Origin of the sequence: Kistimonas asteriae (assembly GCF_018263925.1) — a bacterium.
GTDB lineage: Bacteria > Pseudomonadota > Gammaproteobacteria > Pseudomonadales > Endozoicomonadaceae > Kistimonas > Kistimonas asteriae.
The window spans coordinates 46,566-69,964 of record NZ_JAEVHF010000024.1; the positions used below are offsets into that span (position 1 = coordinate 46,566).

Consider the following 23,399-nt stretch of genomic DNA (forward strand, 5'->3'; position numbering starts at 1 on the left):
CATGGATGATACGTCTGCCGGTAGAAGCGTCGCTGCCAATTCCAATCACTTTGACGAACAGACTTTAAGACCTGATCCGGACAGCCTCTCGGTCATCATCCCGTTCTATAACGAAGCAGAATGCGTCGATCTGTTACTGGATACCCTGCTACCAGTTGTTCGGCCATTGTGTGATTCCATTGAAGTGATTTGTGTGGATGACGGCAGTTCTGACAAGACCGGTCCCTCTTTACTCAAGCGTTGCAGAGATATTCCAGAATTACGCGTCATACGTCTGAGCCGTAATTTCGGGCAGGATGCCGCCATTACCGCAGGACTGGCTCATTCCTCCGGCCAGGTTATTTGCATTATGGATGCGGATCTCCAGCACCCCCCGGCCTTATTGCCAACTATGATCAATGCTTGGCGAGAGGGTGCGGACATGGTCTGTATGATCCGCAAGCACCGGGATGATGAAACCCCCTTTGTTCGCTCAGCAAAATCCGTTTTTTACTGGATTATGCAGCGTATCTGCTCGTTTGAAATGGTGCAGAGTGCCGCACATTTTCGGCTGATGGATCGAAAAGCCTGTAACGCCTTGCTTCGTCTGACGGAAAGATCCCGCTACCAGGCAGGGCTTTACCAATGGATAGGCTTCCCTACAACCTACATGGAATACACCCCGGATCAACGCGCGGCAGGTTCTACCAAATGGCTTTTGCTTCCCATGCTTAACCGGGCATTACGGGGCATTATTTCATTTTCCAGCGCGCCATTAAGAATATGGAGTTTTACCGGCGCGACGATTGCCTGCATGGCGTTTCTCTATGGTTTTTATATTGTCGTGAAAACACTGATTTTTGGCATCGATTTCCCGGGTTTTGCGACATTAGCCACCCTGATACTTTTCTTCAGCGGTGTAATCCTGCTTTCCATCGGTATGATCGGTGAATACCTTGCCGGGCTTTTTGAGGAAGTGAAGCAAAGACCCCTCTACCTGATCTATGAAACCCGCGGTTTCGACCAGGACAACATTGATCGGACGTCGTGATGTCGCGGCTCGATGCCTTCGTTCTCAAGATTCAAAAACACTGGCCGTTCTTCCTTGGCTTTACAATTTCCCTGTTACTTCTGCTAACCGGCTTTGATGATTTCTGGCTCGGTGCTGATGATGGATATTACGCCCACAGTGCCGAGCGCTTTCTCAACGGAGAAACGCCCCACGTCGATTTTCATGAAATCCATCCCGGTTACATTCTCTGGGTGCATGCCGCGGCGATGAAGTTGTTTGGGATCACGACTCTATCACTACGCTTTCCGCTGCTTTTACTTTCCATTATTCAATGTGTGCTTGTCTGGCAGTTACTACGAGATGCCGGGCGATTACCCGCCATGATTGGGATGATCCTGGTGACATCTCTTGGTATGCCAGCGTGCGCGAATCCTACTGCCAATCTTTATGCCCTGTTTTTTGCCATCGCTACATTTCGTGTCGCCGCTGAAACAGATCTGTTCGATCGTCCTGGCAAACTGGTATTGCTTGGCCTGATGATTGGGTTGTGTGTCCTGTTCCGGCATCTATCCGGCATATTGCTCGGATGCGGGATGGTGACATGGCTGTTGAGTCATCCACAGGTACAACAAACTCAGACAGCGTCGAGTGCAAGTGGTCACTTTGGGAGGTTATGGCTATTTTTGGCTTTTCTCGGTGTTGCCGGATACAGCGTGAACCGGAGTGACCTGACGGGGCTCGGTTTGTTTGCCTTTCCGGCGCTGGTGATTGCACTGATTGCCAGCTGGAAGGCGAGACCCGATGCAAAAGCCATCTGGCGAATCCTCCTTCCGAGTGCCTTGGGACTGTTTATTGCCTTCCTGCCGCTGGCTGTTTACCTATCCATCAAGGGGATCTGGCAAGCCTGGTTACAGGATATTGTGATTCTGCCGTTGTCCTTGATCTCAATGTCTTTCTTTGAGGTCTGGCGATATTCAGACTTATTGATCACTGTCAGCGCTGCTATCAACCAAATCACCAATACCATCAGCACTATCAATTACTTGACGTGGATAGGTCTGGTATTACTACCCGGGATTGCAGGCTGGATTGTTGCTAAACGCTTTATCGCCCAATTTTCCCCAAACAATCAGCCCCAGGCGCTGCCGGCTTTTGTCGTCTGTGCGCCGTTTTATGGTCTGGCCAGCCTCCATTTTGAAATCCCGCTCTATTTGATCTGGTCAATTCCTCCTTTGCTATTAGCCGGTTTCTGGTTCTGGGGGAAACCTGGCAGATGGCAAAAAACCGGTTTTATCGGGTTAATGGTGATAACCATCGGGGCACAGACAACCGTGGCAGGAGCCCCGGTTTGGGAACGCTCCTTTGTGCAATTTGTGACAACTCAGCCGGGCGAGTTCCTGGCAGATTCTCAGCTGGCAGGACGCGCCAAAATCAATCTCACCACAGAAGAAACCGATTTCTACCAACGCTCATTGGCCCTGATTAACGAGAATACCGCACCGTCAGATGCCATTTTCAGTTTCCCGTCTCATCCTCAATGGTATTTCCTCTCAGGAAGAAAAAATCCCACAAAACATCTATTTGCCGGGGTTAGCGTTAATAGTGAATACTCACTACAAAATCTTGAAAAGCAGTTTATAGCGCACCCGCCAGCGATGGTCATTCACAAAACCCATGATAAATACGGGAATCCCTTCACTGAGCAGCTGAGACGTTGGCTTAATCAACGTTATCAGCTGATTCATTCCGAGAAGGGCTTTGATTTTCTGGTCGTAAAGGATCGGAACCCGTAAGTAGTCCCTGGCACCATTGTCGCACCTCCAATCTGGTCTATGCTTGCTGCTCGGCCAAAGGAGGCAGTATGAGTAAATCGCTGTACGAAGAACTCAAACGCGTTGGTATCGATGAAACACTGGCTTATGACGTGAGCCTTTCACTGGATCCGGATCATAATGCCAGTAAAAAAGATATTCTGATGTTGCAGGAAGCCATTCTTCAGGTTCAATTGACAACAGAGTCTCGCTATCACGAACTCAGACACGCGATCAGTGATGTCCGCTCAGACCTGCATAGGGAAATCGCTGGCGTCCGAACCGATATGGCCAGCCTAAGCCGCCAGTTCTGGATAACCTTTGGCGGCTTAATTACAACCATCATGAGTGTGTTTTTCGTGAACTGGTATTTCCACCAGTAAGCCGGTACTTACTTCCCGATACAGAACGACGAGAAAATCCGGCCGAGCAGATCATCACTGGAAAATTCACCGGTAATTTCTCCCAACGCTTTCTGAGCCTGACGCAGATCGTCTGCCAGCAGCTCTCCAGCGCCGTAGCCGCTTAATTGGGCTTTCCCCTTCTCCAGATACTCTTTAGCCTGCTCAAGGGCCTCTATGTGCCTTCTACGGGCGCTGAAGCCGCCTTCAAGCGTTCCGGTATACCCCATACAGGCTTTCAGGTGTTCGCGGAGGTGATCGACTCCATCTCCGGTCTGGGCACACAAATGGATCACGGTAACGCCGTTATGCACAGTCAAGCCGGCGATTTCAGAGGTCAGGTCAATCTTGTTGCGGATGATGGTGATCTTTTCACCTTTCGGTAACTTATCCACAAACTCTGGCCAGATTGTGTGCGGATCATTGGATTCGGTGGTACTGGCATCAACCATCAGCAGAACACGATCCGCCTGACCGATCTCCTGGAAAGCCCGTTCTACGCCAATCTGCTCGACGCGATCCTCGCTGTCGCGGAGACCAGCAGTATCGATAATGTGCAGCGGCATGCCGTCGATGTGGATATGTTCACGCAGAACATCCCGGGTGGTACCCGCTATATCGGTGACAATGGCGGTTTCTCGTCCAGCCAGTGCATTCAGAAGGCTGGATTTGCCCGCATTGGGGCGTCCGCCGATAACGACCGTCATCCCTTCCCGCATGATGGCCCCCTGCTGCGCTTCGCTGAAGACTTGATCCAGCTGAACCATCACTGTATTCAAATCATTCTGCACTTTGCCGTCTGACAGAAAATCGATCTCTTCTTCAGGGAAATCGATTGCCGCCTCCACATAGATACGCAGCTGAATCAGTGCTTCCACCAACGCCTGAACCCGGTTAGAAAAAGCCCCCTGCAGAGAACGTACCGCATTTCTGGCAGCCTGCTCTGAAGCACTATCGATAAGATCCGCGATGGCTTCCGCCTGGGCCAGATCCATCTTGTCGTTCAGGAATGCGCGCTCAGAAAACTCACCCGGACGTGCCATTCGCACACCAAGTTTTCCTATCCGGCGCAGCAACATATCCAGGATAACCTGGCCACCATGCCCCTGTAATTCCAGTACATCCTCGCCGGTGAACGAATTAGGTCCGGGGAAAAACAGTGCCAGTCCTTCATCGATCACTGAGCCATCTTCATCCTGAAAAGGAAGATAATGGGCGTGTCTTGGTTTTAATGTTTCAGGCAACAAAGCGGCCGCAACATCGCGGCAAAGCGGTCCTGAGACCCGGATAATACCGACACTGCCGCGTCCGGGAGCGGTAGCCTGAGCGGCAATAGTATCGGTGCTTGTCTGGAGTGCGTCGGAGTGGGTCATAGATGAGACGGGGAAATCGGAGCCAATAAAAAAGGCGTAGTCTAGTGACCACGCCTTTGGGGGTAAAGCAAATCCTGTTCAACGTCAGGCGTTGGGATCCGCCTCGATCTTGCGGGTGATGTACCACTGTTGGGAAATGGACAGCAGGTTATTCACAACCCAGTACAGGACCAGACCCGCCGGGAACCACAGGAAGAATACCGTGAAGATCACCGGCATCAACTTCATCACACGCGCCTGGACAGGATCCGGCGGCGTCGGACTCAGCAGCTGCTGAACAAACATGGAGGCACCCATGATCAGCGGCAGGATGAAGTAAGGATCCATCTGCGACAGGTCATGTATCCACAGGATGAACGGCGCCTGACGGATTTCCACAGATTCCAGCAGTACCCAGTACAGGGCAATGAAGACCGGCATCTGAACAAGAATCGGAAGACAGCCACCCATCGGGTTGACCTTCTCTTTCTTGTACAGCTCCATCATCGCCTGGGACATCTTCTGCCGATCATCGCCATACTGCTCCTTCAGCGACTGCAGCTTCGGCGACAGCTTACGCATCTTCGCCATGGAGCGGTAGCTGGCAGCAGACAGCGGGAAGAATAACGCTTTAACGATCACGGTCAGCGCGATAATGCTCCAGCCCCAGTTACCCAGGATGGAATGCAGGAACTGCAACAGTTCAAACAACGGCTTGGCGAACCACCAGAGGATACCGTAGTCGATGGTCAGGTTCAGGCCATCGGCCAGTGCACCCAGCACTTCCTGGTTTTTCGGGCCTACATACAGAATCGCACCCGCTTCACCCGTTTGACCCGGCTTCACTTCAATGGAAGGTTCTACAACACTGATAATGTTGTTGCCATTAACGACACGAGTCTGGTAAGTGTTCTGATGATCCTGTCCGGGCACCCAGGCAACGACGAAGTAATGCTGCAGAATCGCGGCATAACCACCTTCCACAGTTTCTTTAAACGGCTTGCTGGCGAAATCGTCAAAATCCACTTTCTGATACTGCTTTTCGTTACTGCGAACGGCAGCACCCAGATAGGTGTTAATTGTCGTTTTGCTGCTGAACTCGCTGCTCGGGTCTTTGGAATTGTCCCGCTTCAGCTGACCGTAAAAGTTACCACGCCAAGTCTGGTCAGACGTGTTGTGGATAAGATAATCGACAGATACCTGATATCCACCGCGATCAAACGTGTAACGCTTGGTGATATCTGCTTTGTCGGTCTTCAGGGTCAGGTCAACCTGCAGCGTGTCCTTGCCATCGTCCAGTTGATAGGACGTCTTGGCGGCGGTGAATACCGGATGACCCTGTCGGTCAGGACCATCGGTGCCGGTCAGGCCGCTCTGGGCAACAAACAGACGGTTCTGGTTGTTTTCCAGCAGAACAAACGGGTTATCCGGCTGGCTTTTCACCTTCGGATATTTCGGGAGCGAGACAGAGACAATATCTCCGCCACGTGTATCAATGGTGACGTTGAGCGTGTCGGTGGTTACGGTGATCAGCTGCGCACTGGCGGCAGAACCGTGATCCACAACAGTATCGCTTTCCAGCACCGGCGCATCGCTGCTGCCAGTGGCTGCTTGCGCGACCGGCGCCTCTCCCACCGAGACAACCTCAGTTGTACTCAGCTCGGGCGGCTTGTTGTAGTCCTGGTTCCATTGCAGCACCATCAGGTAACCGACAACAGCCAGGCCAACGATCAGAATAGTTCTCTGCAAATCCATGATTATCGGGCCATCGAATCGGTTTGGTTTTGTGCCTTGAGCGACGCAGTCGTTTTATCCACAGAAGGATCTTCACCACCACGGTACCCAGGGCTGTTTGTTAACGGCGTTGTCTTTGCAGCACATGCACACGCAGACAACGGGGATCGGGACTCCTCCGACACAGCATCATGCCCATCAGCCGAACAGTCCGGTACGGGATCATACCCCCCCGGATGCCAGGGATGACAGCGCAAAAGGCGTTTTATCGACAGGAAACTTCCGCCTAGAAGACCATGGTTTTCAATGGCCTCTTTCGCATAAGCGGAACAGGAGGGATAGAAACGGCAATTTCTGCCCAGCAAAGGACTGATCGCGTACTGGTATATGCGAAGAATCAACAGCACCAGTGACTTGACCGGGTTGACGGACATGGCCTGTTCTCCTTGCTGGCGGAGTGCCGGTCAGACCTGAGAAGCAACAGCCCCCTTAACCATGACTGGCGGGGGCTTTGACCTGACCCGGTGCGTTTCGGGAGGGAGACGGCTTCCGGGATTCAGACCGTTGCCTGATTCGCAACCATTGCTTCTCAAGCAGGTTCTGCAGTTGCCTGTTACTGAGTGTGTCCAGACCTTTCCGGGCCAGAACCACGATGTCCAGTTTTTCAAGACTGGTCTGGTTCAGGCGGAAAGTTTCCCGCATCATCCGCTTCACCCGGTTGCGGTTAACCGCATGACGGATATTTTTCTTGGCAATCACCAGACCCAACCGGGGGGTTTCCCGGGTGGTGCGGTGAGCCAGAATCAGCAGATGCTTATGGGATACCTTGATATCTGCAGTATCGAAGACCTGTTTAAACTCAGCGGCATTCAGCAGCCTGTGATCACGGCTGAAACTGAAACTCACGCTCAGGTCCTGGCTGCAGATCAGGCAGACAGGCGCTTGCGACCCTTGGCACGACGACGAGCGATAACCTGCTGGCCGCTCTTGGTAGCCATGCGAGCACGGAAACCGTGAGTACGCTTACGCTTCAGGACGCTGGGTTGAAATGTTCTTTTCATGGGTAACTCACCTACGCTGCAGTTGTACGGGGTACAACTAAAAATGACAGATAAAAGACGCGCAATTGTAGGGAATCAGATAAATAGCGTCAATTTAAAAGATGTATAAAAATCGACCAGCGTATTGCGGCATTCCTTATACGGCAATATTCCTGCCTCTATACCCTACACAGCATTTACTTATCCTCAGGCTGGGTTAACGCAATCGAGTGTTTTCAAAACCTTACGTCTTCAACAGGAGGACATGAATTTTTGATCGCATGTGTAAGGGTTAAATATTAGACAGTTGTCTTTTTTGATGATTTAAACCATATAAATATATAAAGAAAAATATAAAAAAATATATCTTATATATATTCTTTTATTCTTTAATGTTGTTTATATAGGGTACGCCTTTTTCTGTGGAAAACGTCAAAAAAACATTATTTATCAACAGGATAGATAATGACAAACCTTGTCCAAACTACTGCTCTTACGTTGTACGGTTACCGTGGAGCGATGTGTATAAAAATAGAGGGGGTTACACTGGTTGTGTATAAACAGCCATTTCAGCCACAGGTGATCCGCGCTACTTATACATTTTTCCCACAGAAATATTCACAGCCCTGTTAGTAACTCCCTGTTTTTAAAGTATTTATTTCTATTAATGTTAACTTATTGATAAATAAGGATATTTGCCGTTTTACCTCTATAAATACAGGGTTTTTACGGGTGTGGATAACATAGCCAACACACGATAAAATAAACTGTTTTCAACATCGGTTCTGAACCACTTTCTTCACTTTCAACCGGAGCGTCCTCGTGCCACTGGAGCTATGGCAGAAATGCATGGATATCCTTCAGGATGAACTGCCTTCCCAGCAGTTCAACACCTGGTTACGTCCACTGAAGGTCATGGCGGATCACGATGAACTGTGTCTGCTGGCCCCTAACCGCTTTGTGCTCGACTGGGTCAAGGATAAGTTCCTGCCTCGTATCGAGGAGGTGATGGATGAGCTGACGGATGGGAATCCGCCGGCGATCGCTCTGGGTGTGAGTAACCGGAAACCTTCTTTTAATATCCGTTCCCGCTCGACGGGATCGACGATATCCTCGCGCCAGACCGCCACTGAATCGCCTGTTGCCGCTGCAACGCAGTATGCATCTCCTTATTCCAGTAACCAGAAAAGCCTGGATCTGGTGGATGAGCGACCTCAGGCGGTGGCAGAACCGCAGTCGATTCAGCACGGCCGCAGGCCTGTTGAAGCTGAATCCCGTATGACGGAAACGGTTTCTGCGCAGGCAACCTCCACTCATCATGGTGCGGGTGCTTCTTCAGGCTCTCGTACTTTCGTGAATCCTTTAAAGCAATCACGGGCTGCTGTCAGTGATGTGATTGAGCAGGATGAGCCTGCCAGGCCTGCACCAGAGCCTCAGCAACCAGCGCCTGCTCGCCAGAAAGAGCGTCAGGTCGAGGTTGAGGGCAGCATTAAACACAATAGCTCCCTGAATACGACGTTTACCTTTGAAACGTTTGTCGAAGGCAAGTCTAACCAGCTGGCGCTGGCTGCCGCACGACAGGTGGCGGAAAACCCGGGAGCGGCCTATAACCCCTTGTTCCTTTACGGTGGCGTAGGCTTGGGTAAAACGCACTTGATGCACGCTGTGGGTAACTCGCTGGTTAAACAGAATCCAGACGCCAAGGTCATTTATCTGCATTCCGAGCGTTTTGTTGCGGATATGGTCAAAGCCCTGCAGTTGAATGCCATTAACGATTTCAAGCGGTACTACCGTTCTGTGGATGCATTGCTGATCGATGATATCCAGTTCTTTGCCGGCAAGGAGCGTTCCCAGGAAGAGTTCTTTCATACCTTTAATGCATTGCTGGAAGGCGGTCAGCAGATGATCCTGACCTGTGATCGTTATCCCAAGGAGATTGCGGGACTGGAAGAACGGTTGAAATCCCGTTTCGGTTGGGGGCTGACGGTTGCCGTTGAACCGCCGGAACTTGAAACCCGGGTGGCTATCCTGATGAAGAAAGCCGAGCAGGCCAATATTGAGCTGCCTCATGATTCGGCTTTCTTTATTGCCCAGCGGATCCGTTCTAACGTCCGTGAGTTGGAAGGTGCATTGAAGCGCGTTATTGCCAGTGCCCATTTCATGGGACGGCGTATCAATGTGGACCTGATCCGTGAATCGCTGAAGGACCTTCTGGCGCTTCAGGACAAACAGGTCAGTATCGATAATATCCAGCGTACGGTGGCTGAATATTACAAGATCAAGATGTCAGATATCCTGTCCAAGCGACGCAGCCGCTCTGTGGCGCGGCCGCGGCAGATCGCCATGGCGCTGTCCAAGGAACTGACCAACCACAGTCTTCCGGAAATTGGTGAAGCCTACGGCGGCCGCGACCATACCACGGTCCTGCATGCCTGCCGCAAGGTGAAGGAACTGATTGAAACTGATAACGAAATCGCTGAGGATTACAAGAATCTGCACCGGTCTTTGACCAGCTGATGACGGTATCTTCCAACGAGGATTACGAGAGAAGGAAACCATGAAACTCACCATTAACCGGGAAGCACTGCTAAAGCCGCTGCAGTTGGTCGCTGGTGTTGTGGAGCGCAGGCAAACCCTGCCGGTCCTGTCCAACGTTCTGCTGGTTGTCGAGGGGGATCAGCTCTCCCTGACCGGAACCGACCTTGAGGTTGAGCTGGTTGGCCGGGTCAAGCTGGAACAGCCTGCCGAGAGCGGCGAGATCACCGTTCCTGCACGGAAACTGATGGATATCTGCAAATCCCTGCCTGAGGATTGCGATATCGAGCTGAAGGTCGACGATCAGAAAGTGATTCTGCGTTCTGGCCGTTCACGTTTCACGCTGTCCACACTGCCTGCTAATGACTTCCCGAATATTGAGGAAGAAGCCGGCTCGTTTACCTTCTCCATTGCTCAATCCCGTCTGCGTCGCCTGATTGATCGCACCGGGTTTGCTATGGCACAGCAGGATGTCCGTTATTACCTCAACGGTATGCTGCTGGAAGTGAATAACCATATGCTGCGCTCTGTCGCTACTGATGGCCACCGTTTAGCCATGTGCTCTGTGGATGCGGATATCAGCCAGGATAACAAGCACCAGGTCATTGTGCCTCGCAAGGGGATTTTGGAGCTGGCACGTCTGCTGACGGAAGGTGATGAAGCGGTCAATATCACGGTTGGCGGCAACCATATTCGCGCCAACACCGGTGATTTCACCTTTACCTCCAAGCTGGTTGACGGGAAATTCCCGGATTACGAGCGGGTTCTGCCCCGTGGTGGTGACAAGATTGTTATCGGTGATCGACAGACCCTGCGCCAGGCATTTAACCGGACGGCCATTCTCTCCAACGAGAAATACCGTGGTATCCGGATGATGCTGAATGAAAACACCATGAAGATCATGGCGAATAACCCGGAGCAGGAAGAAGCGGAAGAAGAAGTCACCGTGAACTATCCGGGTGATGGTCTCGAGATCGGCTTCAATGTGAGCTATCTGCTGGATGTGCTTTCCGTCATTTCCGGCGATGCTGTCAAGCTGACCCTGTCTGATTCCAATAGCAGTGCGCTGATTGAAGAGACCGAGGGTGGTGATTCCGTCTATGTGGTCATGCCTATGCGTCTCTGAGCCATTGGCACTCTCCTGCTCCCCTTACGGAAAACGGATGCCCCTGTGGCATCCGTTTTCTGGTTTTAACCCGGTAAAAACAACGATATGACCATCAGGCGTCTCGCAATCACCGATGTCAGGAATCTCTCCACGGTTTCCCTGGAACCCTCCCCTGATATCAATATCTTTTACGGCAAGAATGGCAGTGGCAAGACCAGTATCCTTGAATCTATTTATCTGTTGGGTATGGCGCGCTCGTTTCGCTCCTCAAAATTAAAGCCTGTCATTCGTAATGGAGTTCAATCCTGTACCGTGTTTGGCGATGTCAGCCGTGAAACGCGCTCTGTCCCGGTGGGGGTTACCCGGACTCTGGACGGGGATTATCAGATTCGTGTTGCGGGTGAAAATGTTAACAATGTCTCAAGCTTGGCAGCTATTCTGCCCATACAGGTCATAAATCCTGACACTTTCCGCTTACTCGAAGGTTCGCCTAAGGAAAGAAGGCAATTTATTGACTGGGGTGTGTTCCACGTGGAACATCGGTTCCTTCCCTTGTGGCAGCGCTTACAGAAATGTTTGAGACAGCGGAATACCTTGCTTCGTCATGGTAAAATAGACTGTTCACAATTGGATATCTGGGATCAGGAGCTGATTACCGTAGCGAACCAGGTTGATGCGCTTCGGTCAGAGTATATTGAGAAGCTGCTTCCTGTCTTTGAGCAGGTCATGGCAAAGTTCTCGAATGTTCCTGGATTGAAGGTGAGCTATTACCGGGGGTGGGACAAGGATCTGAGCCTGGGTGATGTACTCAAGAAAAACCGGGATCGTGATATTAATTCCGGGTATACGCATGCAGGACCCCAGCGGGCTGACTTGAAGGTCAGGCTTGACCGAATGAGTGCTGCTGAGATTTTGTCTCGAGGGCAGCAGAAAATGGTGGTCTGCGCGCTGAAACTGTCGCAAGGATTACTGTTTTCAGAAATCAGTAATCGCCCCTGTACCTATCTGGTGGATGATTTGCCCTCAGAGTTGGATGCAGAACATAGGCAGTTACTGTGCGACACCCTGGAAGCCATGCATTGTCAGGTCTTTGTGACCAGCGTTGAGCGTGAAGGGTTGGCGCATCAATGGAACGAGAAAACCCAGGTGAAAATGTTCCACGTGGAACATGGTGCTGTAAGTAGCAATGATTAACTGCGGTGACGAGTGTTTTGTCTACCCTGTTCTGCCTTGGCTCAACCGATAGTTTGAGTAGGGCAGACAGCGCACTCGCCCCGGCGCGGAAGGTTATGGAGAGCAGACTGATGACTGAACAGACTTATGATGCATCGAATATCAAGGTCCTGAAGGGACTTGATGCGGTGCGTAAGCGCCCCGGGATGTATATCGGTGATACGGATGACGGCACCGGCCTGCATCACATGGTGTTTGAAATCGTGGATAACTCCATCGATGAGGCGCTGGCAGGACACTGTAGCCAGATTGATGTGGTGATCCATCCGGATGAATCCGTCTCTGTCCGCGATAATGGCCGGGGAATCCCGACGGATATCCATGAGGAGGAAGGTGTCTCTGCAGCCGAAGTTATCATGACGGTACTGCATGCCGGCGGTAAGTTCGACGATAACACCTATAAGGTTTCCGGTGGTCTACACGGTGTGGGTGTCTCTGTAGTTAACGCCCTTTCCAGCGAACTGCGGATGACCATCCGTCGAGCGGGTAATGTCCATCAGCAGATATTTAATGATGGAGTCCCAAGAGAACCCTTGAAAGTTATCGGTGACACGGATACCACCGGTACTGAGGTGACCTTCTGGGCCTCCCCTGAAACGTTCAGTAATATCAAATTCAGCTTCGATATTCTGGCCAAGCGTCTTCGTGAGCTGTCTTTCCTTAACTCAGGGGTTTGTATTGTCCTGAAGGATGAGAGAGATGGACGTGAAGAGACCTTTAAATATGAAGGTGGTCTAAAAGCGTTCGTTGAGTATCTAAATAACAAGAAAAACGCTATCAATAATGTCTTCCACTTTATTCGCGAACGTGATGATGGCGTCACGGTTGAAGTAGCCCTGCAGTGGAATGACAGCTTCCAGGAAAGCATTTTCTGCTTTACCAATAACATTCCCCAGCGCGACGGCGGAACGCATCTGGCAGGCTTCCGTGCAGCGCTGACACGGACTCTGAATACTTACATTGAAAAAGAAGGTCTGCTGAAAAAACAGAAGGTCAGCACTACCGGCGATGATAGCCGTGAAGGTTTGACCGCCATTGTTTCCGTCAAGGTACCGGATCCCAAGTTCTCATCCCAGACCAAGGACAAGCTGGTTTCATCGGAAGTTAAAACGGCCGTTGAACAGGAAATGGGTAACTCTTTCGGCGACTTCCTGCTGGAAAACCCTCAGGATGCCAAGATCGTGGTCAACAAGATGCTCGATGCTGCCCGCGCCCGTGAAGCCGCGCGGAAAGCCCGTGAGATGACGCGGCGGAAAGGTGTGCTGGATATTGCCGGTCTCCCAGGAAAACTGGCTGACTGCCAGGAAAAGGACCCTGCCCTTTCCGAACTCTACATTGTGGAGGGTGACTCTGCGGGCGGCTCTGCCAAGCAGGGGCGTGACCGTCGGACGCAGGCAATCCTGCCGCTGAAAGGCAAGATCCTGAACGTCGAGAAAGCCCGCTTCGACAAGATGCTCTCCTCCGTTGAGGTGGGTACGCTGATCACTGCATTGGGTTGTGGTATTGGTCGGGAAGAGTTTAATCCAGATAAGCTGCGTTACCATCAGATCATTATCATGACCGATGCCGACGTCGACGGTGCGCACATCCGTACGCTGCTGTTGACATTCTTCTTCCGTCAGATGCCTGAACTGATTGAGCGCGGGTATATCTACATTGCTCAGCCACCACTCTACAAGATCAAACGAGGCAAGCAGGAGCAGTATCTGAAGGACGAAAATGCCCTTCAGCAATACCTGACCACTGCTGCGATGGAAAACGCCAGTCTGCACGTCAATGAGAATGCGCCAGGTATCGGGGGTGAACAGCTTGAATCGCTGGTCAATGACTTCCGTAACGTTCAGGCAATCATTGATCGCCTGTCCCGCGTCTATCCTGCCGATGTGCTTCGTGATTTGATCTATTCACCCGAGCTGACTGAAGAAGCGCTGAAGCAGCAGGATCTTGTAGAAAACTGGGTACAAGCACTGAATGAGAAGCTGGCCAACAAGAAAGTCTCTGGCGTCAGCATCACGCTGTCTGCAGTCGAAAATCGCGAACTCAATATCTGGGTACCGGTAGCCAGTGTCGTTTCCCACGGGATTACCACCGAATACCGCTTCCAGACCGAGTTCTTCATCTCGAATGATTACCGCAATATCGTGAAGCTGGGTAATCAGCTCCAGGGCTTGCTGGAAGATGGCGCCCATTTCCGCAAGGGAGAGCGTGTTCAGCCTATTGATGATTTTGAGCAGGGCCTGAACTGGTTGATGCATGAATCCACCAAGCGTCACTACATCCAGCGCTATAAGGGTTTGGGTGAGATGAACCCGGAACAGCTCTGGGAAACGACAATGGATCCAGAGTCACGCCGCATGCTGCGTGTCACGATTGAGGATGCCATTGCTGCTGACCAGATATTCACAACGTTGATGGGCGATGTGGTTGAGCCGCGGCGGGACTTCATTGAAAGCAATGCGCTTAGGGTTGCCAACCTCGACGTATAATCCGGAAACTTCAAAAATACTGCGCAAAACACCGTCGCTGGCTGGCTGTTTTTGAAATTAAGCAAAAACAGTCAGTGACGGTTGCCGGGACAGATGCAATGAATGAATTACAGCAATATGTCAGACAGGAATTATCAGAAGCCGCCATGGTGCTGGATCAATTCCTGAACGATGACGCGAATCTGGAAAAAATTACCCGCGCCGCTGAACTGCTGGCGGAATCCTTCAAGACTGGCGGTAAAGTGCTCTCCTGCGGAAACGGTGGTTCACACTGTGATGCCATGCACTTTGCTGAGGAATTGACAGGGCGTTACCGTGAAAACCGCCCTGCTTACCCGGCTATTGCTATTTCCGATCCAAGCCATCTGTCCTGTGTCAGCAATGATTTTGGTTACGATTTTGTATTCAGCCGCTATGTAGAAGGCTTGGGACAATCGGGTGATGTATTACTGGGGATCAGTACCAGTGGTAACTCTGCCAATGTGCTGAAAGCGCTGGAAGCTGCACGACAGAAAGGTATGCGTACGATTATTCTTTCTGGCAAGGATGGCGGAAAAATGGCAGGTCTGGCGGATATTGAAATCCGTGTGCCACATTTTGGTTATGCCGATCGAATCCAGGAAATTCATATTAAGGTCATTCACATCCTGATGGGGCTTGTCGAGCAGCTGATGGGTGATAGTTAATTGACTGAATAATAAAAAGGCTGGTTTTGACCGGCCTTTTTAATGTCGAAAGAAAACGATTAATTATTTAATAATGATGATATTAACAGACTCGATAATTCAGGACTGTTTAATATCTTATACTGTTATGTATCTATAAAAGTATTCTTAAAAAATCGCATGGTTTTTAATTATGGATAATGAAAACCTTGGTCAAGATAAGCAAGATAAAGTCATATTGTCTGAAATAGACCAACTGATTAATCAGGGGGCAGACGTGTTTGCCCGTTATCAGGGGTTGCTTCAGGATATCAATATGACACCGGAAGACGTACAAAGGGATATTGAGAACCCTGATTTCCCAAAGTTTGCCATGGCTGAAACCATCGCCTGGAAAAATGAACTGGATGCTGATGTAAAACGAAAAATAAAAGAAGCGTCAAAAGAGGTCAAAAACGCTGGGCGTTCCGGAAAATCAGGTGGTAAAGGTGGTTCTGTCAAGAAGAGCGGTTTGATCTAAAGCATACAGGAATCTGGTTATGGCAATTGCGTTCAATCCTTCACAACCCCCTTCGATTGGCGGTATTGGCCAGGTCGGCGGTATTGGCGCCAAAGGCGGGATTGCACCGGGTTATAACGTACCGGGCATACAGATCAGCATCATGACCGGTGGTGTAGCGCATACACCCGGTATGATGGGGGCTATGCATGGGTTTGGTTCGCAATTTGCGGGTATGTCGAACTTCTATAACCAGATCCCCGGGCATGGTGCCGTGCCAGGCATTCGTCCTCCTTCCCAGTTCGGGGGACATCACGCTGTTGGTGGAGGCTCTGGAGCGGTGGGGTCAACATCTAGCACCCACGAAAAGGTAATAGAAAAGCAGGAAGAAAGAAGTGAAATAAGAGAGAAGAAAGATGCGTTGGAAGAAAAACTGGATGCATTAAGGGATAAAGCTAAAGAATATGAATCCAAATTAAAAGATAAAGATGTTGAGGTTATTGGTAAAAACAATAATATCGACATGACACAAAAAGAAAAAGAAAAGAATGAAGCCTTAAAAACAACGGAAGAATCGAAAAAAGCAGAATATCAAGAAAACAAAAAGAAGGCAGAAAAGAAATTACACGATAACCGTTTTCAGGGCTGGATGGTATTACCATGGAACTGGGGTAAAGATGCTTCTGCACGCTCTGCCAGGAATGCAGCTACTAAGGAAATTAATGCTAACAACGGTTATATCAAAAATACCAATAACAAGATCAGTGAGATCAATGACAAGATCGGCAAAAACAATAATGAATTAGCCTCACTGACGGGAGATAGGGATAAGCTGGTGCAGGAAAAGAATCAAATTCAGTCTCAGTATGACCCCATCAAGGCTGAGTTGGAGAAACTGGAAGACCAGCTGAAAAAACTGGAATACGAAGAAGACAAGTTGTCGGATGACATCAGAGATCTGAGAAACTAAGGAAAAGGTTGGTCAGCACATGAGCAATGATATCAGGGGCAACCAGGGCAACTCTGTCAATCAGTCCAGACCGGTGAGTAATCAGACGGCAGATTCCGCAGGTAATCAGGCTTCCAGTGGCGAGCAGAGCAGTATTCTTGATCAGAAGGTGCCTGAGTATGCCTCTGTATCAACGCTGGATAAATATGCGCCCAACCAGGATTTCAAGGAACCTCATATTACCCGTGCTCAGTTGGAGTTGCTGGAAGAGTTTGGTATTACCGACCTGAAAATGGAGCATCATCCACAGGCTGACGTCTACACCCTGACGCAGGATGAATGGGATCGCTTACATGAGACCATGACGCCGATCATGCAGCAGATGAAGAAAAAGGCCCAGCTGATGATCATTAATGCGAGAGAAACATTGAAAGGTCACGAAATCGCCATGGATTGTGCTGACCAGATCAGACGAAATGAAGATATATAGTGATATTCGGACGATGTCAGTCCAGTTCTTTGCATAAGTAAGCCCCTGACAAATACCGCCTAACAGGGGCTTTTGCGTTTCTTAATCCAGTGTTTTCTGATTTTCACTGACCCATTCATAAGCCTGCTTGCTCAGAACGGTTGTGGATTTATCCTCACTGGCAATGGGCGAACCGATTTTCACCGTGATAACGCCCGGTGTTTTTAGCCATTTTCCGTTTGGCCAGCAACGGCCGGCATTATGGACGACCGGAACCACGTTTACCTCGGCTTTCTTGGCGAGCATTGCCCCGCCCCGGCTGAATTTACCAAGGTTCGGCCAGTCCTGACGAGTGCCTTCAGGAAAAATCAGTACCGAGTTTCCTTCCTTCAGGAAATGGGTGCCTTGGTCGATCAGCTGATGCATGGCTGCGTTACGATCACTTCGGTTGATGGCGATAGGGCTCAGGAAGCGAAAGGCCCAGCCAAAAAAAGGAATATTCAGCAGTTCCTTCTTGATGACCGTGGACTGTGGACTGAAAACCGTCTGCAGGTAAAAAGTTTCCCATGTGGACTGATGATTGCTGAGAATTACGCAGCTGCGATCCGGAATATTCTCCTTTCCCTCAACCTGCCAGCGGATACCGCAGATGACTCTGACCAGTGCCAGCGCAACACTGCACCAGGTCACAACCGCATACCGGTGCCGGTATTTTCGAGGCACAAAATAAATGCTCAACAGTATCAGGCTTGGATAGAACAGCGTCCAGAGAATCAGCAAACAATAGAAGACAGCTGTCCTAAACCAGAGAAATGCACGGTAAAACATCAGACATCAGCTCCATTGAGCAGGTAATCGGCAAAGTCAGCGAGTGAGTCGACAATTTTCACGCCCACTAAGTCATCCTCACTGGCTTTTGCGAGGGTTCTTTCCCCTTTCCCGGTTTTGACCAGAACGGGTTGGCAGCCTGTGGCGCGGGCAACGTCTATATCTTTGCCGGTATCGCCGACAAACCATGCGCCCTCTGCCGACGTGTTCAGATTCGCTTCAATCTGACGAACCAGGCCGGGTTGTGGCTTACGGCAATCACAACCGTCTTCCGGTGTATGGGGGCAAAAGGCAATGGTATTAATTAAACCACTATGGTCGTTTATTAGGTGGTTCATCTTGTCATGCATGGCGGTCAGCTCCGCCAGGTCATAATAACCGCGTCCAATACCGGACTGATTGGTGGCAACCGCGATGCTATAACCGGCCTGGCTCAGCCGGGCGATGGCTTCGATACTGCCGGGAATGGGAATCCACTCGTCAACGGAACGGATATAATTGTCGGAATCTTCGTTGATGACGCCATCTCGATCGAGAATGACCAGTTTCATCGGCAAGGCTCCCCTTCCTTTCGGATGCAGGCTGAAACCTGTCTGTCATTTATGGCATAAGACCGGCTACCAGAGCCGGTCTTACTGAGTAAAACATCCACTGAAGGCATACCGTTCCCATTATCAGGCATGAAAACGGTATTGTGGCGGAAACCGGTGACAGTTTCCGTTGCCAATATCAGCTTTTCTGTAACAGAGAGATATCCGCTACATGGAGGAACTGGTCGCGCAGCTGACGCAGCAGTGCATAGCGGTTCAGGCGAACCTGTTGATCTTCCGCGTTAACCAGCACCGAGTCGAAGAAGTTATCCACGGTATCTTTCAGGGACGCCATGCGTTCCATAGCCGTGGAATACTTCCGCTCACTCAGCAGCGGCTGTACTTCCTCACGTTTTGCTGAGAGTGCAGATGCCAGCGCCTTCTCGGCTTCTTCTGTCAGCAGGGCTTCATCCACATTATCGGGAATCACCAGATCACCAGCCTTGGCCATGATGTTGGAGACCCGCTTGTTGGCTGCAGCCAGTGCGAGGGCTTCCGGCATACGGCTGAAGTTGTGGATCGCCTTCACCCGACGATCGAAATCGTAAGGCTGGGACGGCTTCAGTGCTTTGACTGACAGGAAGACTTCAACCGGGATCTTTTCGTCCTGATACCAGGCGCGGAAGCGCTCCAGCATGAAGTCCAGCACGGTTTCAGTCAGCGACTCACCCGCCGGCAGCTCTGTGCCCTGCTCCGCATAACCCTCGATCGCGACACCAATCAGGCTACGCAGGTCCAGGTTCAGTTTCTTCTCAACGATAATCCGCAGGATACCCAATGTGGCACGACGGAGTGCAAAGGGATCCTTGTTACCGGAAGGCGGCTGGTTGATGCCGAAGATACCGGTCAGCGTGTCCAGTTTGTCAGCGATGGCGACGGCACAGCCGGTCAGGCCGGTTGGCAGTTCATCACCGGCAAAGCGTGGCATGTATTGCTCGTTAAGGGCGTGGCAGACTTCTTCCGGCTCACCGTCATTGATGCCGTAGTATTGGCCCATGATGCCCTGAAGTTCCGGGAATTCCTGCACCATGTCAGACACCAGGTCAGACTTGCACAACTCACCGGCACGACGTGCCCAGTCACTGTTACCGTTTTCCTGAGACGCGATATAAGCCGCCAGTCGGGCGATACGTTCGGTCTTGGCGTACAGGGAACCCAGTTTGCTCTGGAATACCACCGGCTTCAGGGTTTCACGACGCTCTTCGAGGGTGGACTTGCGGTCGTTATCGTAGAAGAACTTGGCATCCGCCAGACGGGGGCGAATGACTTTCTCGTTACCCGCGATAACCTGGGCTGGATCCCGGCTCTCGATATTGGCGATGGTGATGAAGTAAGGCTTGAGGTTACCTTCACCGTCCACCACGTGGAAATACTTCTGATGCTCTTTCATGGAAGAGATCAGGGCTTCCTGCGGGACTTCCAGGAATTCATCATCAAAACGGCCAGCCAGCGCTACAGGCCACTCATTGAGTGCGGTAACCTCATCCAGCAGATCGTCGTCGATAACAGCTTCACAGCTCAGTTTACGGGCTTCCGCTTCCACCTGCTGGCGAATTGTGCTGCGACGGCCTTCAAAATCAGCAATGACATAACCATTGCGGGCCAGCAGACGCTGATAGTCGGCCGGATTTTCAATGGTGATTACGTCGTTGTGATGGAAACGGTGACCACGGGTTTCACGGCCAGCCGTCAGGCCGAGGATTTCACAATCCACGACTTCAGTACCCAGCAGCATGACCAGCCAGTGAACAGGACGAACAAACTCTACCCGGCTCGCGCCCCAGCGCATGCGCTTGGGAATAGGCAGTTCATCCAGGGAGGCTTTGACCATGGCAGGCAGCAGTTCTGTGGTCGCGCTGCCCTTCTCGGTGGAACGGAAAACCAGCCAGGCGCCCTTGTCGGTCTCTTCAGTCACGAGATCGCTGACGGTGACGCCACAGGATCGGGCAAAGCCTTCAGCGGCCTTGGTGGGGTTACCTTCAGTATCGTAAGCTGCCTGAACAGCCGGGCCTTTACGCTCGACGTCACGGTCAGGCTGAGCGGTTTCAAGCTCGCGCACCAGCAGCGCCAGACGGCGCGGCGCGGCGAAAACCTGATGGTTGCCATAAGCCAGTCCGGCTTTTTCGAGACGCTGGAGAATCCCTTGCGCAAAGGCGTTACCCAGCGTTTTCAGTGCTTTCGGGGGCAACTCTTCGGTGCCCAGCTCGACCAGAAAATCCTGTGTTGCCATTAGTTCTTCTCCTGCATGGTCATTACTTCACGCCTTATCGCAGGATCCGCCAGGGGGAATCCGAGTTTCTTGCGTGCATCGAAGTAGGCATGGGCAACGGCCCGGGCCAGGGTGCGAACACGCAGGATGTAACGCTGACGTTCGGTCACGGAGATTGCGTGGCGCGCGTCCAGCAGGTTGAAGGTGTGGGAAGCCTTCAGCGCAAATTCATACGCTGGCAGCGGCAGCCCCCGCTCAACCAAACGCTCGGACTCACGTTCAAAGTAGTCGAAATGTTCGAACAGGCTCTTGGTATCGGCCAGTTCGAAGTTGAAGGTGGACATCTCAACTTCGTTCTGAAGATAGACATCACCATAGGTGACATCGCCCTGTGGCCCGTGTGCCCAGACCAGGTCATAGACGCTGTCAACGCCCTGCAGGTACATGGCCAGACGCTCCAGACCATAGGTGATCTCGCCGGTGACGGGATAGCACTCAATACCACCGGCCTGCTGGAAGTAAGTGAACTGGGTCACTTCCATACCGTTCAGCCAGACTTCCCAGCCGAGGCCCCAGGCGCCCAGGGTCGGGGATTCCCAGTTGTCTTCCACGAAACGGATATCGTGAACAGAAGTATCAATACCCAGCTCTTTCAGGGAGCCCAGGTAGAGTTCCTGGAAGTTCTCGGGCGATGGCTTCATCACCACCTGGAACTGGTAGTAATGCTGGAGACGGTTCGGGTTTTCGCCGTAACGGCCGTCCGTCGGGCGGCGGCTGGGCTGCACATAGGCAGAGTTCCAGTTCTCCGGGCCGATAGCACGCAGGAAAGTCGCAGGATGGAAGGTGCCGGCGCCGACTTCCATATCCAGCGGTTGCATGATTACACAGCCTTCACGGGCCCAATAGTTTTGCAGGGCAAGGATCAGCCCCTGGAATGTGCTGGCGTCGGGCACGGTTTGTTGGGTCACAGTACCACCTCAGGGTTGGGGTTCCAGTCCGGCATGGCGGACATTGGTATAAACCGGAAAAATGGCGGAAATTATACCTTGTCCGGCCAGCACAAAAACAGGGCAGTCTCAGGATGAGTCTTTAGAGCCGCAGGTTTGTAGGAATAATCAGGCAAAATAATACAGCGGGTGTGGATAACATTGTTGGTAATTTATGTATTGACTGGGGGAAAGCTGCGAATTACCTGTGTTTGAGAGAACCATAACCGATGTGGACAAAACCGCTGACAAAACCTGAAAAAGCGTCAGCAGCGGTATGATGGGCTAATCGTTGCTGTTGCGCTGTCTGTTTTCGGGCGAAATGGAGCACTGCCCCCGGTCATAATTCGGTTCAACGTATTCATCAACAATCTTGCTGAGTTCATCCGCCCCACCGACATAATTGCCATCAATCCATATCTGGGGAACTGTTACTGGTGTTTTAGGCCCGATGATGGGTTTTACGCGTGCCAGCATTTCGTAGAGTGGGCGGGAGTCCTTGATGACATCGTGATACTGGTAAGGAATACCACGGCGATCGAGATGATCCTTGGCACGAACACAGTAAGGGCAGTTTTCCTTTCCGAACACCTGGTTGCCTTGAATGGGTGTATGGGTACTGTGATGCTCAATAACCGCCTGAGTCAGCAGGCCACGGTTCAGCGCCATTCCCTGGGAGATGACCTTGTCTTCCACCATGATGATCGGTGCATGCCAGCCGCCCTTGGTCAGAGGCTTCCACCACTCGGTGAGCCATTCCCGCTCATCCAGTTCCACGGGGATATCCGCCAGCTCATTGGTCATCGTGTCGCGAATGATGTTTTCTGTCAGCGCACACTCGCCACAGGGGATCTTGATCTTGAACGGACCCCAGGCGCCAGCCCACTTGAAGACGGTTATCTTGACCTTGTTCATTATTGGTAACCTTTATGAATATCAATATAACTATATAAGAATGAACTTTGTGCGACAGCGTTTTTCAAAAACATGACGTGAAAATATATTTTCAACAATCTGTATATACGAGAGGAGTAACACTATGGATCCACTACGTGCACAACCGATAGTAGTACCAGGTTTTGATGATGTTAACTTGAAAAACCAGCAAGGAAAAAACTGGATTAGGACTATTAGAAAAACTATTGCAGATTTATATATGCAAGAAGAAGATGATGGACAAATGCATCTTAACAGAAAATTAGCAGCTTTTACTCTCAGTACAGCGACAGCTGCTTGCACTACATTTGCTTGTTTATATAAAGGGGTTTCGCTCTATACCCAGTATTCGAATGATCCCGATTCTGTTTCACAAGAAGAGGTACAAGCTATTGCCTGGAGTTCGGCATTTTGTGTAGGTGGGCTTTTTATACAGCGGATATAAATTTACCTGATTACCACTGTGGCTCAGCCAGCTTGAGAAGCCTTGCTGGCATGGGGCAGGTTCGCGCAGCCATGTAACCCAGCCTTGATACCATCGCCTTCAAATCAAAGCGCCGGTTAAATCGATAACAGT

Annotated in this window: 22 protein-coding genes and 1 pseudogene; 12 read left to right on the top strand and 11 right to left on the bottom strand. The window is 51.0% G+C overall.

Translation table 11 applies throughout. The features are described from left to right. Position 1 precedes the first annotated feature (1 nt). From KHS78_RS20305 to KHS78_RS20315, 3 genes are all read left to right on the top strand, one after another. Positions 2-1,030 carry a glycosyltransferase family 2 protein gene (locus tag KHS78_RS20305; protein ID WP_211830712.1) on the top strand — a complete coding sequence of 343 codons (1,029 nt, stop codon included), beginning with the start codon at positions 2-4 and terminating at the stop codon, positions 1,028-1,030. Further along, a complete protein-coding gene (locus tag KHS78_RS20310; protein WP_211830714.1) occupies positions 1,030-2,784 on the top strand; it encodes a glycosyltransferase family 39 protein in 1,755 nt (584 codons plus the stop codon). The genes KHS78_RS20305 and KHS78_RS20310 overlap by 1 nt, the downstream gene beginning before the upstream one ends. Before the next feature lie 68 nt (positions 2,785-2,852). Continuing rightward, positions 2,853-3,185, top strand: coding sequence for a hypothetical protein (locus KHS78_RS20315; RefSeq protein WP_211830716.1), 333 nt, complete (start codon positions 2,853-2,855; stop codon positions 3,183-3,185). 8 nt (positions 3,186-3,193) lie between these two features. On the opposite strand, the gene mnmE is transcribed toward KHS78_RS20315, so the two are convergent. The 5 genes from mnmE to rpmH all read right to left on the bottom strand — a co-directional run bounded on the left by mnmE (position 3,194) and on the right by rpmH (position 7,350). After that, entirely contained in the window at positions 3,194-4,576 is a 1,383-nt protein-coding gene (mnmE, locus tag KHS78_RS20320; protein ID WP_211830718.1) for a tRNA uridine-5-carboxymethylaminomethyl(34) synthesis GTPase MnmE, read from the bottom strand. A gap of 84 nt (positions 4,577-4,660) precedes the next feature. Continuing rightward, a complete protein-coding gene (gene yidC, locus KHS78_RS20325; protein WP_211830720.1) occupies positions 4,661-6,310 on the bottom strand; it encodes a membrane protein insertase YidC in 1,650 nt (549 codons plus the stop codon). A 2-nt stretch (positions 6,311-6,312) separates the two neighbouring features. Next, positions 6,313-6,723: a membrane protein insertion efficiency factor YidD gene (gene yidD / locus KHS78_RS22725; protein ID WP_211830722.1), complete on the bottom strand. Its 411-nt coding sequence runs from the start codon at positions 6,721-6,723 to the stop codon at positions 6,313-6,315. Positions 6,724-6,778: 55 nt separating this feature from the next. Continuing rightward, positions 6,779-7,195 (bottom strand): ribonuclease P protein component, encoded by a 417-nt coding sequence (rnpA, locus tag KHS78_RS20335; protein ID WP_211830724.1) that lies wholly within the window; start codon positions 7,193-7,195, stop codon positions 6,779-6,781. Positions 7,196-7,215: 20 nt separating this feature from the next. Beyond that, complete coding sequence (gene rpmH / locus KHS78_RS20340; RefSeq protein ID WP_211830725.1) at positions 7,216-7,350, bottom strand: 50S ribosomal protein L34; 135 nt, start codon at positions 7,348-7,350, stop codon at positions 7,216-7,218. A gap of 801 nt (positions 7,351-8,151) precedes the next feature. Here rpmH and dnaA point away from each other — a divergent pair. From dnaA to KHS78_RS20380, 8 genes are all read left to right on the top strand, one after another. Then, positions 8,152-9,846, top strand: coding sequence for a chromosomal replication initiator protein DnaA (gene dnaA, locus KHS78_RS20345; RefSeq protein ID WP_211830727.1), 1,695 nt, complete (start codon positions 8,152-8,154; stop codon positions 9,844-9,846). A 40-nt stretch (positions 9,847-9,886) separates the two neighbouring features. Continuing rightward, complete coding sequence (gene dnaN, locus KHS78_RS20350; RefSeq protein ID WP_211830729.1) at positions 9,887-10,990, top strand: DNA polymerase III subunit beta; 1,104 nt, start codon at positions 9,887-9,889, stop codon at positions 10,988-10,990. A gap of 87 nt (positions 10,991-11,077) precedes the next feature. Then, the gene (gene recF / locus KHS78_RS20355) at positions 11,078-12,166 is read left to right on the top strand and encodes a DNA replication/repair protein RecF (RefSeq protein ID WP_211830730.1); all 1,089 of its coding nucleotides are present in this window, start codon (positions 11,078-11,080) and stop codon (positions 12,164-12,166) included. Positions 12,167-12,276: 110 nt separating this feature from the next. Further along, positions 12,277-14,691, top strand: coding sequence for a DNA topoisomerase (ATP-hydrolyzing) subunit B (gene gyrB / locus KHS78_RS20360; RefSeq protein ID WP_211830731.1), 2,415 nt, complete (start codon positions 12,277-12,279; stop codon positions 14,689-14,691). A gap of 98 nt (positions 14,692-14,789) precedes the next feature. Further along, positions 14,790-15,377, top strand: coding sequence for a D-sedoheptulose 7-phosphate isomerase (lpcA, locus tag KHS78_RS20365; protein ID WP_211830732.1), 588 nt, complete (start codon positions 14,790-14,792; stop codon positions 15,375-15,377). 172 nt (positions 15,378-15,549) lie between these two features. Further along, entirely contained in the window at positions 15,550-15,876 is a 327-nt protein-coding gene (locus KHS78_RS20370) for a hypothetical protein (RefSeq protein WP_211830733.1), read from the top strand. A gap of 19 nt (positions 15,877-15,895) precedes the next feature. Then, the gene (locus KHS78_RS20375; protein WP_211830734.1) at positions 15,896-16,825 is read left to right on the top strand and encodes a coiled-coil domain-containing protein; all 930 of its coding nucleotides are present in this window, start codon (positions 15,896-15,898) and stop codon (positions 16,823-16,825) included. Between the two features lie 19 nt (positions 16,826-16,844). Continuing rightward, positions 16,845-17,294 (top strand): hypothetical protein, encoded by a 450-nt coding sequence (locus KHS78_RS20380; protein WP_211830735.1) that lies wholly within the window; start codon positions 16,845-16,847, stop codon positions 17,292-17,294. 81 nt (positions 17,295-17,375) lie between these two features. Here KHS78_RS20380 and KHS78_RS20385 read toward each other — a convergent pair whose 3' ends face one another. The 5 genes from KHS78_RS20385 to KHS78_RS22370 all read right to left on the bottom strand — a co-directional run bounded on the left by KHS78_RS20385 (position 17,376) and on the right by KHS78_RS22370 (position 22,801). After that, complete coding sequence (locus KHS78_RS20385) at positions 17,376-18,101, bottom strand: lysophospholipid acyltransferase family protein (protein WP_211830738.1); 726 nt, start codon at positions 18,099-18,101, stop codon at positions 17,376-17,378. After that, the gene (gene gmhB, locus KHS78_RS20390) at positions 18,101-18,652 is read right to left on the bottom strand and encodes a D-glycero-beta-D-manno-heptose 1,7-bisphosphate 7-phosphatase (protein WP_211830740.1); all 552 of its coding nucleotides are present in this window, start codon (positions 18,650-18,652) and stop codon (positions 18,101-18,103) included. The genes KHS78_RS20385 and gmhB overlap by 1 nt, the downstream gene beginning before the upstream one ends. Positions 18,653-18,830: 178 nt before the next feature. Further along, a complete protein-coding gene (gene glyS / locus KHS78_RS20395; protein WP_211830742.1) occupies positions 18,831-20,921 on the bottom strand; it encodes a glycine--tRNA ligase subunit beta in 2,091 nt (696 codons plus the stop codon). Then, a complete protein-coding gene (glyQ, locus tag KHS78_RS20400) occupies positions 20,921-21,868 on the bottom strand; it encodes a glycine--tRNA ligase subunit alpha (RefSeq protein WP_211830745.1) in 948 nt (315 codons plus the stop codon). The genes glyS and glyQ overlap by 1 nt, the downstream gene beginning before the upstream one ends. A gap of 303 nt (positions 21,869-22,171) precedes the next feature. Then, on the bottom strand, positions 22,172-22,801 hold the full coding sequence (locus KHS78_RS22370) for a glutaredoxin domain-containing protein (protein WP_246506712.1): 630 nt from the start codon (positions 22,799-22,801) through the stop codon (positions 22,172-22,174). A 124-nt stretch (positions 22,802-22,925) separates the two neighbouring features. Between KHS78_RS22370 and KHS78_RS20410 the strand changes: the two genes are divergently transcribed. After that, complete coding sequence (locus KHS78_RS20410; RefSeq protein WP_211830747.1) at positions 22,926-23,267, top strand: hypothetical protein; 342 nt, start codon at positions 22,926-22,928, stop codon at positions 23,265-23,267. A gap of 10 nt (positions 23,268-23,277) precedes the next feature. On the opposite strand, the pseudogene KHS78_RS20415 reads toward KHS78_RS20410, so the two are convergent. Continuing rightward, positions 23,278-23,399, bottom strand: a pseudogene (locus tag KHS78_RS20415) (IS1595 family transposase); the annotation flags it as partial.

Bases quoted from the DNA above. Each gene is read 5' to 3' on its own strand.
- recF (WP_211830730.1), top strand. From the start codon at position 11,078: ATGACCATCAGGCGTCTCGCAATCACCGATGTCAGGAATCTCTCCACG.
- KHS78_RS22370 (WP_246506712.1), bottom strand. From the start codon at position 22,801: ATGAACAAGGTCAAGATAACCGTCTTCAAGTGGGCTGGCGCCTGGGGT.
- dnaN (WP_211830729.1), top strand. From the start codon at position 9,887: ATGAAACTCACCATTAACCGGGAAGCACTGCTAAAGCCGCTGCAGTTG.
- glyS (WP_211830742.1), bottom strand. From the start codon at position 20,921: ATGGCAACACAGGATTTTCTGGTCGAGCTGGGCACCGAAGAGTTGCCC.
- KHS78_RS20375 (WP_211830734.1), top strand. From the start codon at position 15,896: ATGGCAATTGCGTTCAATCCTTCACAACCCCCTTCGATTGGCGGTATT.
- gmhB (WP_211830740.1), bottom strand. From the start codon at position 18,652: ATGAAACTGGTCATTCTCGATCGAGATGGCGTCATCAACGAAGATTCC.
- KHS78_RS20315 (WP_211830716.1), top strand. From the start codon at position 2,853: ATGAGTAAATCGCTGTACGAAGAACTCAAACGCGTTGGTATCGATGAA.
- KHS78_RS20305 (WP_211830712.1), top strand. From the start codon at position 2: ATGGATGATACGTCTGCCGGTAGAAGCGTCGCTGCCAATTCCAATCAC.
- KHS78_RS20380 (WP_211830735.1), top strand. From the start codon at position 16,845: ATGAGCAATGATATCAGGGGCAACCAGGGCAACTCTGTCAATCAGTCC.
- yidD (WP_211830722.1), bottom strand. From the start codon at position 6,723: ATGTCCGTCAACCCGGTCAAGTCACTGGTGCTGTTGATTCTTCGCATA.
- gyrB (WP_211830731.1), top strand. From the start codon at position 12,277: ATGACTGAACAGACTTATGATGCATCGAATATCAAGGTCCTGAAGGGA.
- KHS78_RS20310 (WP_211830714.1), top strand. From the start codon at position 1,030: ATGTCGCGGCTCGATGCCTTCGTTCTCAAGATTCAAAAACACTGGCCG.
- rpmH (WP_211830725.1), bottom strand. From the start codon at position 7,350: ATGAAAAGAACATTTCAACCCAGCGTCCTGAAGCGTAAGCGTACTCAC.
- KHS78_RS20410 (WP_211830747.1), top strand. From the start codon at position 22,926: ATGGATCCACTACGTGCACAACCGATAGTAGTACCAGGTTTTGATGAT.
- lpcA (WP_211830732.1), top strand. From the start codon at position 14,790: ATGAATGAATTACAGCAATATGTCAGACAGGAATTATCAGAAGCCGCC.
- KHS78_RS20370 (WP_211830733.1), top strand. From the start codon at position 15,550: ATGGATAATGAAAACCTTGGTCAAGATAAGCAAGATAAAGTCATATTG.
- yidC (WP_211830720.1), bottom strand. From the start codon at position 6,310: ATGGATTTGCAGAGAACTATTCTGATCGTTGGCCTGGCTGTTGTCGGT.
- KHS78_RS20385 (WP_211830738.1), bottom strand. From the start codon at position 18,101: ATGTTTTACCGTGCATTTCTCTGGTTTAGGACAGCTGTCTTCTATTGT.
- mnmE (WP_211830718.1), bottom strand. From the start codon at position 4,576: ATGACCCACTCCGACGCACTCCAGACAAGCACCGATACTATTGCCGCT.